Raw genomic sequence first — 12,961 nt, forward strand, 5'->3', positions numbered from 1 at the left:
GAGGAACTGTTCCGCGGAGTATCACTCCGCGTTACGGCTCCAGATTCTTTCAAATTTCCACCCTTTAGCCCGCAAACTTATAGGCAAGTAAGCATGCGCCTCTTTAGGCGAAATGCTTTCGAAATACAAATCATCGTCTGTCAGAATCAACGATTCATATCTGCCAGCGTCTTTTACAGTAACATCAGCAAAGGGCAGCTCCAGGTAAAATCCGGAGTTCTCCTGAACCAGCTGGTGCTTCAACAACCAACGCGTGTTCAGCTTTTCGGTAGAAAAAGGCTCAGGCGAGTATTTACCCTCCGATACCTCCAATGCGTATTCCAGATATTTCTTCAATAGTTTCGGGCCGTTGTTGGTTGCCTGCTCTACCTGCAACTGATGAGGCAGAATACTACTTACAATATATACCTGTTCTCTGGCGCGGGTAATCGCCACATTCAGTCGGTTTTCTCCTCCCTGCTGGTTCAGGCTACCAAAGTTCATCAATAGCTTACCTTTCAGATTAGGGGCATATCCTACCGAGAAAATCACAATATCATACTCATCGCCCTGAATATTCTCAATATTTTTAATTACACCCCAGTCTTCACCCAGTTCGGGGGTAATGGTCTGGTAAATCAAATCAGCCTGTTTGAAGTTGAAAGTAACCACACCAATAGTTTTGGTTGGTAGTTTTTTCTTGAGGTCAGTTACAATTTCAAGCACCCTTTGGGCTTCAATCGGATTAGTGTTATTTTCCCAGAAACCATCCAGTTTAATAAAGCTGATGGCAGGTTTATTCTTACTTATCTCGGAATAATGAGGCAATAGTTGAAGCGAGTTCTTGTAAAAATGCTGATTCGAGAAGTCAATCAGATCTAAAGACTGGCTTCGGTAATGGCCTTTGAGCCAGGCCTGAGGCAGATACTGTGCGGCCAGGTCTAGCAGAGAGTCAATTTCTAGTGCAGGTTCGTCTTCGGCGTCTTCATCGTACCTTACCTGATACAGGTCGGTTGGCTGCAATTGCTTGGAGTCGCCGGCAATTACCACCTGCTTACCCCTGTAAATAGCCGGGATACCGTTTTCAGCAAAGCATTGAGAGGCCTCATCAAAAATTACGAGGTCAAATAAAGAGTCCTCCGGATTTTGAGCCGACAACGGAAAAATAGCAGACACCGATTCCGGCGAAGCCATCCAGCAGGGTATGAGTTTGAATATTTCTTCTGAATGATTCTCCAGTAATTTCCGTACCGACCATAACTTGCGTTTTTTGGTGGTCTGGTGTTGTAACTCCCGGTAGGTAACTACATTTTGAAGACGATTAACCTCAAGGTCCTGATATGTCTGCTCTCGCAGTTTCAGCAGCAGTATTTCCTGGCTCAGTTCCTGTTTTTTCAAGACACTTTCCTGTAACTCTGCTTCCAGTTGTTCCACCTTAAGCGAGCTAACCCCGCGGAGAATCGGATAAAGATTCTCAATGTGGTTTCTCCAGGCCAGGCGTAAAGCGTTCTGAAAAACAGCTCCTAACTCAGCAATATCAACCTGTTGGCTTTTGTAATTCAATAATCGTTGCACAATTTCCAGTTCAGCAGCCAGAAAAGACTCTTTCAGTTCATCGGCCTCTACCATCAAATCAAAGTGCTGTTTCAGGTAACCCAGTCGCCCCTTCTTTAGGTCGGGCACATCTACCAGTTTTTCTATCTGCGGTACAGAAAGATGCTCATTCCATTGTGCAAAATGCCGCTTGGTGTCGGCAATTAATTGTTCCAGCGCATTAAAAGTTCGTAAAAATATAGTCTTCGGATTCTGGAATATATGCGTTGTCTGTCTCAGAATAGCTTCTTCCTGCTGGTATTGGGCATAGGCCTTATTAGCCAGAATGAAATTCTGAAGATATGCCGAAAGGGTATCCCAACTGTCTTTTTCATCAATCAGAATTTCTTTTTTGCTAAGTTTTTCCTTTATATCCTCAAAGGTAATACGCTGATGAATCTTCTTTCTCAGGTTGCTTAGTCCTTCTTCACTGACAGGCAGCCGGTTATTAGCCAAAAGCGCTTCTATGTCTTTTTTATCTTTTGAAAACAGTTTCCAGATAAACCAGTTTAAAGCCGACTGGCTGGCAGCATAAGCTTTTTCTATCTGCGCTTTTCTGAAATTTAAATCGCGGGCCGGAATACTCGGCTCAATGCCATCGTTGATAAACAGTTTTTCAAGCGACTGGTAGATTTTTTCTATGTCAAACAGCCGGTTACTTGTAAATTTACCCTGCTGAATGATAGACCTGAAAATTTCTTCAACCTCTTTGTTTTCAAAGTTCTGAATAAATCTCTTGAGCATTTGCTCATCAAAATTATTCAGTTCAATAACTGAAAACAGTTGCCCGTGTTTTTGTTGAAAATCTATGATGTCTTCAATCGTTTCTGATATTCTGGGCAGTTCAATGAAATTTTTATTCCGGAACGAGTTCCTTAATTGCCAGAAGTCGTAACCTGCTGATGCCTGAAGTTTAGCCTCGTATTTCAAAAAGCGGTTCAGGCGTCCTTCAAAGTCGGCCAGCTCATCAAACCTGAAAGAGCGGTAAAGGTCTTGTATCTCAATGGCAGGCTTGTTAATATTGCTGCTCAGATAAAGTTCTTTTACCGACACCCCACATATTGACTCATCAAAAAGTGCGTCTTTCAGTTCCTGCAATTCTTCTGAAATCTTATCTATCCGCCTGCTGATTTGCGTAAAGTTGCGTTCCAGGAAAATGGCATCCAACCCTTTGTTCTTTTTCTGAAACTCTTCAACACGCGCTATTTGTCCGGCTATTTTATCAAAAAGTGTTTTCCTGTCGTTTTTAAAATCATGAATCAACGCTACGAAATCTGTCATCAGTATTTTTTGTAGCCGCTGGTACACGGTGTCGAGGGCCACACGTTTCTGGCATACAACCAGCACTTTTTTACCGCGGGCTGTAAAATCGGCAATCAGGTTGGCAATGAGCTGAGACTTGCCAGTGCCCGGAGGCCCCTGCACTACAACAGAGCCACCTTCTTTTACCTGTTTAATGGCCTCTTCCTGAGAGGCATCAATGGCAAAGGGTAAAAAGGCTGTTTCTTCCTTATACGGGGCCTGCGGGGCAGGTATAGAAGCATGCTCAAAAAATTCTTCAAAGGTATCAAGCTCATAATGCCCCTCTTCGGCGTTTTTTATCAGCTCTTCGTAATCAGGCACAAGGTAAGACCCCGCCTGCGGAAAAATACCCAACACCGCCTGAGGCTGTAGTTTCAGCTCGCCATTTCTTTCTGATTTATCGAGGTCGGCACGGTTTAACTTTTCAAAATCAATTAGCTGATTAGTGAACAGTTCCTGATTAAAATTAACCTCAACCGGGCTGTCTTTCAGCATTTCATATAATTGGGTACGAAACGCCAGGCTATCTTTATCAAAATCCTCAAACGATTTCTCCAGCCATTCGTCGGGTAGCTTTATCTGGTTAAAATGCGAATACGCCAACAGGAAACTCCTGTTCAGGCTTACGGGTTCATCGCGCTGTTCAAGCATCCACTTTTTGCCGTTGTTTTTTAGCGTAACCGGAAAAAACAATAGCGGGCACCTGACAACGGTGCCATCTGAAAGTTTACCTTTTACAAACGGATACCCAATGTATAAATCTTTAGCACCCCGTTCTTCTTCAATGAAGGCCTCCGTTCGTGCCAGCTTGCGAAGCCGTTGGCTGGCTTCATTTACTTTATCGAAGCGGCTGTCGTGTACATCGCACAAAGGTATCTGCGTTTTTTGTGCAATTAATTGATGGATGTAGTCGAACGACGGCTTGCTGTCAAGAAAATTCAGGATATGTAAATCAATGAACTGTTCCTGAGGTAAACTTAACAATAATAATGACCGATTACGGGACGTAAGATTAGTCAGTCTGCGGAGGTATGTCTTTAGTAATTTCTGCACGGTTCTTTCCTTTCAAAGCTCAAATATGTTAGTTTTTATGGCTGTTAATTAAACAAAGTTAACCATTCATCAACGTTCAACAAGTGTCAACATTTTTTGGCTGGTACAAATTATTTAATCATGTTATGTCGTTAATGTTAAAATTAACTCGGCAATTTAAGCGAAAGTTAAATACTTATGCTTATTTTGGGGCCTCTTTATTTGTAAATATTTACTTTATACTTCTCAAAATTATGTTAAAAAACTACCGGCGCTTCCCAATCAGGCATTTGGCTATTACTTTGCTTGTGGGTATTTTCCTGCTGGGTGGAGACGCATTCGCTCAGAAAAAAGGAAAGAGAAAGAAAAAAGGTGAAGTTGCAGCTGCGACCGAAAAACCGGTGATTCCGGACCCCGTAAAAGTTACATCGGTGGAAGGTATCACAGAGTATGTTCTTGGAAATGGCATGCGGGTACTGATGTTCCCGGATCCATCTAAGCAAACCGTTACCGTTAATATTACCTATCTGGTGGGGTCTCGCCATGAAGGCTATGGCGAAACCGGTATGGCGCACTTGCTTGAACACATGGTGTTTAAGGGCTCAACTAAACATACCAATATTCCGCAGGAACTGACCGACCACGGCGCCCGCCCTAATGGTACCACCTGGCTTGACCGCACCAACTATTTCGAGACCTTCTCGGCCACTGAAGAAAACCTGAAGTGGGCGCTGGACCTGGAGTCAGACAGAATGGTTAACTCGTTCATCAAAAAAGAAGATCTTGAAAAAGAGTTTTCTGTTGTAAGAAATGAGTTTGAAATGGGAGAGAACGACCCGGAAAGCGTATTAAGCGAAAGAGTTATAGCAACGGCCTATCTGTGGCATAATTATGGTAATTCAACCATCGGGTCTCGTGAGGATATTGAGCGAGTGCCTATTGAAAACCTGCAGGCTTTTTATAGAAAATATTATCAGCCGGATAATGCCGTACTATTGGTTGCCGGAAAAATAGATGAGGCTAAAACCCTTAAAATGGTAAACGAATATTTTGGTGTTATACCACGCCCTACCCGTGTGCTGCAGCCTACTTATACAGTTGAACCCGTACAGGATGGCGAGCGTTCGGTTACTTTGCGCCGTGTAGGCGATGTGCAGGCTATTGGCGTCGCATACCATATTTGTGGCAACGCGCATCCTGACTACCCCGCACTAGACGTGCTACAGGGTATACTGACCAGCGAACCAGCCGGTAAAATCTATAAGGCATTGGTTGAAAGCAAAAAAGCATCAGGTCAGTATTCGTATTCTTTCACTAATAAAGACCCTACATTCTTGTATTTCGGCGCTTCTGTACTGAAAGACAAAGATCTGGAAGACGCCAAAAAAACAATGCTGGCAACGTTGGATGCCGTACCGACCATGAGCATCACGAAAGAAGATGTTGACCGTGCGAAGAACGAAATCCTGAAATCGCTTGAATTGACCTTGCGCAACACCGAAAGAGCAGGCTTGCAAATGAGTGAGTATATAGGTGCAGGTGACTGGAGACTTGCCTTTATCTACCGTGATGCCGTTGAAAAAGTAAAACCGGAAGATGTAGCAAGAGTAGCTAAGTTCTACTTTAAGCCATCAAACCGTACCATTGGCTTGTTTATACCTGAAGAAAACCCTGACAGGGTACGTGTGCCGGAAGCACCGAACGTTGATGAGCTTGTGAAAAACTATAAAGGCCGCGCAGTGGTAGCCCAAGGAGAAGCTTTTGATCCGTCGCCGGCTAATATTGAAAGCCGCACAAAGCGCGGTCAGGAGCCTAACGGTCTTGAGTATGCGCTTTTGCAGAAATCAACCCGCGGAAATACGGTAAGAGCAAATATTGTTTTAAGAATGGGCGACGAGCAAAGCCTGCAAAACAAACAGACTATTGCTTCTTTTACGGCCTCAATGCTCAATAAAGGCACCAAAACCATGAGCCGCCAGCAAATTAAAGATACCCTTGATAAGCTGAAAGCGCAGGTGTTTATTGGTGGTGGTGGTAACAGTGTATCGGTAAACATTGAGTCTAACAAAGAAAATCTTCCTAAGGCGCTTGCCATTGTAAACGATATATTGAAAAACCCGGTATTTGATGCCAACGAGTTTGACAAACTGAAACAGGAAAACATTGCACAGATAGAGGCGCAGAAGAGCGACCCTCAGGGTCTGGCATTTGTGGCATTTCAGCGTACCATGAACCCTTATCCGAAGAGCGATGTGCGCTATGTAGGAACCCTGGACGAGCAACTGGAGAATGTAAAAAATGTAAAACTGGAAGACCTGAAGAAATTCTACAGTGATTTCTACGGTGCCTCAGCAGCTACCGTTTCTGTGGTAGGTGATTTCGATGAGCCAGCCATTAAAAACTTTATCAGCAACTCATTGGGTACCTGGAAAAGCCCTACGCCGTTTAAGCGCATTCAGGCTGTTTATCAAGACATTGCTCCTACAAATAACGCCATCAAAACCCCTGATAAAGCCAATGCACTATTTCTTGCAGGCTTGAACTTGCCGTTACAGGATACCGATGTTGATTACCCGGCGCTTTTGCTGGGCAATTATATGCTAGGTGGTGGCTTCCTGAGCTCTCGTCTGGCTGTAAGAATCCGCCAGAAAGAAGGTATCAGTTATGGTGTGGGTTCTCAGTTGTCTGGTGCGCCGTTCGACAAATCAGGCAATTTTATGACTTACGCCATTTATGCGCCAGAAAACGCCGAAAAACTTGAAAAGGCCTTTTATGAAGAAATGAATAAAGTAGTTACAGAAGGTTTTACTGAAGAAGAGCTGAAGGCCGCCAAAGCAGGCTGGTTGCAAAGCCGTAATGTGTCTCGTGCACAAGACAACGAGCTGTCGAGCCGTTTGAACAGCTATCTTTATTACGACAGAACCCTTGCTTTTGATGCCGATTTTGAGAAAAAAGTTGAGGCTTTAACAGCAGAACAGATAAATGCAGCTATGAAGAAATTCATTGATCCTAAGAAAATCACGATTGTGAAAGCAGGTGATTTTGATAAAAAGGCAGCTAATGGTACACCTGCACCTGCTCAGGGGGTGTCTGGTAGTAAAAACTAATATTTATGAGGCGACCTTACGGTTTGCTTAATTAAAAATCTGAATCAACGGAGGCTCTATTGCAGGGTCTCCGTTTGTTTTTGCAACTCCCGGTATTCTGCCAGCCCCTTCTCTGTAAGGTAGGGTACAATGAGTGTAAATGCAATATTCAGATACGTAAGCAGTTTGTCTTCTTCTTTGCCTTCATACAAAATCTCGGCGCTTACCAGCCAGAAATCACCAATGATAAAAAGCTGGTTGAAAAAGTTTTCATATTGCCCTGCTATCATTTCAGGTTTCAAGAATCCGGCCTGTATGCCGGCGTCTATCCCCGCCTTAAAAAAAACTCTTCTATTATTGATTAAATCGCGGTGCTTCTGTTTCAGGTTGGGGATTCTCCTAATAAGGCTGATGAAATCCTGCATCAGAAATTTATACTTATACAGTTTCTCAAATACAAAAGCAGCAAGTTTGTACAGGGTTTGCAGGTTGACGGCATCCAGTGAGGCAGGCTCATTGATAACGGCATTCAGTTCATTAATCAATTGCTCATACAGTTTTTCAGCAATGGTATCGGTATTCGGGAAATGATAGCACAGATTACCGTGGCTCATACCCAGTTCTTTTGCTATGTGCCTCACCGTTATGGCGTCTATGCCCTGTTCATTGAATAACTGAAGTGATGTATGGAGAATGCGTTCTTTGGTGGTCATGAAAAGCAATTTTTCACGAAGTTACAAAATCCTTTCAGCTTTAGTGCGTTTGTGCTAATTCAGCAGGATGTTTAGAATATTTAAAGAAATAAGCCAAAGCCCTGAACCAGATACAACTCCATCGGGCTGAATGCTTTAGCCCGATGGAGTTGTATCTAATTTATTTCTTGAAAATTCTGTAAAGCCGGCCTTCATCGGTAATGGCATATAAGGCTCCGTCAGTGCCTTGTGCAATATCGCGGAAACGTTGTTTTTCTGATTCCAGCAATCGTTCTTCGCCCGTTACCTTGTTGTTTTCTATAACCAGCCTGGCAATGTGTGTGGCACTCAGGCAAGCCAGAAACAAATTATTTTTCCATTCTGGCATGGCATCGCCGCTATAGAAAGTCATACCACTGGCCGACACGACGGGGTCCCAGTAGTAAACCGGTTGCTCCAGCCCTTCTTTTTGCTGAATAGCGCCTCCTATTTTATTGCCGTTATATTCTATACCATAAGTAATAACGGGCCAACCGTAATTTTTGCCGGGTTTTATGAGGTTTACCTCGTCTCCACCCTTAGGCCCAAATTCATTTTCCCATAATTCTCCTGTTTGCGGGTGCAAAGCAAGGCCCTGTACGTTTCGGTGGCCATAGCTGTATATCTCAGGTTTGTTGTTGGCATCTGAGGCAAAAGGGTTGCCGCTTACGGGTTTTCCGTCTTTGGTTATATATAATATCTTACCCAAAGCCGAGTTCAATTGTTGCGCCTGCGGGCGGGTTTCAAGGTCAGAGCGCTCTCCGGTACTCACAAAAAGGTTGCCGGTTTTATCAAAAAGAATGCGGCCGCCATAGTGCTTGTCGCCGTCATAAGCGGGGGTGGCTCTGTAAATTGTGGTAGCACCTTCAATTCTTTTTTCATCAGCCGACAACTTGCCTTTTCCAACGGCGGTCAGATTACCCCTCGTTTGTGGCTCTGAAAAAACCCAGTACACCATCCGGTTGCTGGTAAAGGCAGGGTCAATCGATATACCCAATAAACCACCTTGACCGTCAGCATCTACTTTGGGCAGCCCTGTAATGGGCTCGCTTAGTGTACCTGAACTGCTGGCTAAACGCAAGGTCCCTTCTTTTTCTGTAATTAACAATCTGCCGTCGGGCAAAACCGCAAGTCCCCAGGGTTTTTTCAGGTCGTTTGTAAGTACTTTACCTTCGTATGCCGTCTGTGTTTTTACGGCGGCAACGCGTGTCTGGCCTGCAAAAGCCGGTTTGTAGTTTGTATTGGGGTCTTTGGTTTCAACTGAGGCCGCAGTTGAGATACTGTCGCCATTGGCAGTAGTTTCAGGCGCTTCGGTAGAATTGTTCTTGCATGAAGATAGACCCATCAGGCCAACCACCATCAATGTCAGAATTTCGTTTTTCATTGTTGTGCTTTGTTTTTGTGTGATAAATCTGATAATTGTCAAAAACTTATGCCAGTGAAAAGATGACCTGCTGTTTTTAACTTACAATTATAAAGCAGAACCGCTGATCAATTGTAGTGTTTTAAAGCACTAGTTAAAGAGTATCGGAAAATTAAAGTGCCGTTTTAACTACTTTTATGATGTTTTCAAAAAATTTCCTTTAGTGAATTGATACCGCAATTAAATATTTAGTACATTTGTTCTAAATTTTAAATTCTGCTCCCATGACAGCAAATACACATAAATCAAATCTGGTTTTAGTTCGTAATATTTTCATAGCCATAGGCACCGGTGCGTTAATAGCCTACACTAATTTTCATGTTGAAACAGGTTATTATGCCATGAGCGCCATTGCGTTGTCTAGCTTTCTGATTGGTTTTCTGGAACCCCGCCGTGGTTGGATTCTGGCACTGGTTCAAGCAACCGTAGTAATCAGTTTTTATTACCTCAAACCCATCAAACCTGTTAGTGAAGACCTGGCCATGTTTGCCTCTTATGTGGCAGTGGTGATGTCGCTGGTGTTTAGTTTTGTTGCAGGTGGTTTAGGGCGTCTTTTTCAGAAGAAATAGAATCTGTATTTCTTTTGGTATTGAAAGGGCTTCTGATAGCCCTTTTTTTGTGCCTGTTAGTATATATTGATTGACAGGATTAAAATGGCAAACTGGCAATTTGTTTATTATATACTGGTAAAATGTCTCCAGTATGGTTTTTTACGCGCCCCGTAGCTGTTACCATCTGTTTTTTTGTTAAATTACCAATCAGAGTCATATCTTCAAAATTCTATTCTATGCGCTATTTATCCATTATTCTTGTATGGCTGCTTTTTGCATGTGAGCAAAAACCTCAAAAAGCTCTTTCGCCTGAACATCAGAAAGCGCTGGCTTCCCTTACTGTCATGGACGGTTTTAAGGTAGAAATGGTAGCTGCTGAGCCACTGATAGCAGACCCCGTAGCCATGGAAATAGACGAAGACGGCAATATGTATGTGGTTGAAATGCACGGCTACCCGCTTGATCTGAGTAATTCGGGCAAGGTAAAGCTGCTGAAAGATACAGACAATGACGGGCTGCCTGACACCAGCATTGTTTTTGCAGATAAACTAAAACTGCCCACAGGAATTATGCGCTGGAAGAAAGGCATTCTGGTTACTGATACGCCGGATATCATTTATCTTGAAGATTCCAATAACGATGGGAAGGCCGATATCCGCAAAGTGGTATTGACAGGCTTTGCGTTATCTAACCCGCAGCATAATCTGAACACACCCCGCTTTGAGCTTGATAACTGGATTTACCTGGGGCATGAAGCCATCGTTACGCCTTTTGTCTATAAAAAGGAATTTGGCGATGAAGGGAAGGATATTTATTTTGCTGATAAGCCTGATGGGCAGCATCTGGGTAAAAACGCCAACGGACGTGCAGTAAGGTTTAATTTAGATAGCTACCAGGTAGAGGAGTTGTCGGGTGAGACGCAGTTCGGGCATACCGTAGACGCCTGGGGGCACAGGTTATATACCAGTAATGCCGACCACCTGTTTCATGAAGTGCTGGCTGCACCCTACATGAAAAACAATCCTGATTTGTTGCTTCCTACTGCAACGCATGATATCTCTGACCACGGCAATGCAGCAGAAATATACCCCATCACAGAAAACCCGAATCACCAGTTGCTAACTGATGTAGGGGTTATTACCTCTTCATGCGGTGTTACCTGGTATCTGGGCGGCGCTTTCGGAGATAAATTTAAAGATGTTACGTTTGTAGGTGAACCGGTTCATAACATGGTGCATGCCGACGTTATCAAGCAGGCAGGAGCCAGTTTTATTGCCAGCCGCCTGAATGAAAAATCGGAGTTTCTGGCCTCAAAAGATGCCTGGTTCAGGCCGGTAAATTTCTATATCGGGCCAGATGGTGCCTTATACGTAATTGACTATTACCGCCAGATTATTGAGCATCCGGAGTGGATGTCTGACGAAATTAATAAATCAGGCGCCTTATATAATGGTACAGACAAAGGCCGTATTTACAGAATTGTACCTGAAAACGGATTGCCAATGGATTGGCTGGGTAAGCTGAATTTATCGAAGAAATCAGATGCTGAGCTGGTAAAATTGCTTGAGAACGACAACATCTGGTACCGGCGCACTGCGCAACGTTTGCTACTACACCGCCAGGCGAAAGGCATAGCAGGTAACCTGAGAGAAATTATAGGCAAAAGCGCATTGCCCGAAGCCAAAGTACATGCACTTTGGTTGTTGGATGGGCTGAAAACTGTAGACGTTCAGGACATTATCCAGACTTTCCGCGATGGTGAAGCAGGCGTGCGTGAGAATGGTATCAGAGTGGCTGAAAATTACATGAGCCGGAATCCGGCAGGGGCGAACACTGAAAAACTAAAGAAGGAATTGATTGCCTTGCAGAACGATGGCAACAATAAAGTGAGGTTTCAGCTATTGAATACACTGGGTTTTGTAAAAACGCCTGCTTCAGAGCAAGCCCGGCTTGCCATTCTGAAACGCGATTTTCATGATAAATGGGTCGGGGTGGCTTGTATCGCATCTTTTGCGGGTAAAGAAAACCAGGTTTTTGACTTTGCAGTAAAAGAACTGGCTGCTGAGAAATCAAATGAAACAGCCGAGTTTTTCTCTAATCTGGGGGCAACCATTGCCAATAGTGGTAATAAAGAGGTATTTACGGCAGTGTTTGCCAGGGTAAGCACCAGTAATGGCAATAGCGATGCCGATTGGTGGAAAGCCGCAACCCTTAGCGGTATATCTAAATTATGGCACTATAAGGGCATAACGGTGCCTTTGGCAGATGCACAGAAAGAACAGTTACTGACTGCTTTTTCTGCTCAAAGTACAGCAGAATACAGAAAAGCCTGCCTCGATTTGCTGGAAGCAACAGGTTTGCCCAGGTCAGCAGAGGTAACTGCTAAAATAAAAGAGGCCGGAGTAATATTGAGCGATAAAAAACAGGATGAAAAACTGCGAGCCGATGCCGTTGAGCTATTGTCTATTGCCAACGCAAGCGCTTACAAAAATGAGTTTCTGCAATTACTTAACCGCAAAGAGCCTGAACTGGTGCAGGTAACTGTTCTGAATACCCTGAGCAAAATAGGAGATAAGTCTACTTTTGATTTTCTGCTCAAAGAATTCAAGACGTTCTCGGCGCCTATTCAGCAAAAAGTGGTTGAATTACTGATGGCTAAGCCTGAACGGATTCCGTTATTGCTTTCAGCTTTAGAAACCAAGAGAATCGACAAGGCTGCCATAGGCTGGCGGCAGATGGTTGATCTGATGAATTATGAAGAAACCAATATACGTGCCTTTGCCCGTAAGGTACTTGCTGTAAATGAAGACCGGAAAGCGGTATTACAGAACTACCTGAAGGCGTTGGATACAAAAGGCGACAAAACCAACGGCAAACTGGTTTTTGAAAAAAACTGCGCTACGTGCCATCAGATTGAAGGCGTAAACGGTGTAAACTTCGGGCCGAACCTTTCTACCTTGAGAAGCCGTAATGCTACTTCAATCATTACAGAAATTATCAACCCGAATAACTCCATTGCCGATAAGTATGATTTCTGGACACTGACCTTCAAGAATAATAATACCATGGCCGGCCTGATATTGCAGGAAAACGCTAATGTGCTAACCCTGCGGGAAGTAGGCGGCAAAGAAAGTGTGATTCAGAAAAAAGATATAGCCAAAATGGTGAAGTCAGAAACTTCTATAATGCCTAACGGCCTGGAGAATGCTATCAGCATTAAAGAAATGGCAGATTTGATAGCCTTTATTCAAAACAAATAAGAGA

The 12,961-nt window shown here is 43.7% G+C and carries 6 protein-coding genes; 3 read left to right on the forward strand and 3 right to left on the reverse strand.

Annotated elements, in window-relative coordinates; all coding sequences use genetic code 11:
* Positions 1-21: 21 nt before the first annotated feature.
* Positions 22-3,927, reverse strand: a complete 3,906-nt coding sequence (locus MB380_RS01990; protein WP_253532726.1) for an AAA domain-containing protein — start codon at positions 3,925-3,927, stop codon at positions 22-24.
* Between the two features lie 233 nt (positions 3,928-4,160).
* Between MB380_RS01990 and MB380_RS01995 the strand changes: the two genes are divergently transcribed.
* Entirely contained in the window at positions 4,161-7,013 is a 2,853-nt protein-coding gene (locus MB380_RS01995) for a pitrilysin family protein (protein ID WP_253532729.1), read from the forward strand.
* Between the two features lie 56 nt (positions 7,014-7,069).
* Here the strand turns inward: MB380_RS01995 and MB380_RS02000 are convergent, their stop codons facing one another.
* The gene (locus MB380_RS02000) at positions 7,070-7,705 is read right to left on the reverse strand and encodes a TetR/AcrR family transcriptional regulator (protein WP_253532733.1); all 636 of its coding nucleotides are present in this window, start codon (positions 7,703-7,705) and stop codon (positions 7,070-7,072) included.
* A 160-nt stretch (positions 7,706-7,865) separates the two neighbouring features.
* Positions 7,866-9,107 (reverse strand): PQQ-dependent sugar dehydrogenase, encoded by a 1,242-nt coding sequence (locus MB380_RS02005; RefSeq protein WP_253532736.1) that lies wholly within the window; start codon positions 9,105-9,107, stop codon positions 7,866-7,868.
* Positions 9,108-9,370: 263 nt separating this feature from the next.
* Here MB380_RS02005 and MB380_RS02010 point away from each other — a divergent pair, with 263 nt between their 5' ends.
* Complete coding sequence (locus tag MB380_RS02010; RefSeq protein WP_101726817.1) at positions 9,371-9,715, forward strand: hypothetical protein; 345 nt, start codon at positions 9,371-9,373, stop codon at positions 9,713-9,715.
* A 218-nt stretch (positions 9,716-9,933) separates the two neighbouring features.
* Positions 9,934-12,957, forward strand: coding sequence for a PVC-type heme-binding CxxCH protein (locus MB380_RS02015; RefSeq protein WP_253532750.1), 3,024 nt, complete (start codon positions 9,934-9,936; stop codon positions 12,955-12,957).
* Positions 12,958-12,961: the final 4 nt, after the last annotated feature.

The sequence above is a fragment of the Emticicia sp. 21SJ11W-3 genome, assembly GCF_024138715.1.
Lineage (GTDB): Bacteria > Bacteroidota > Bacteroidia > Cytophagales > Spirosomataceae > Emticicia > Emticicia fluvialis.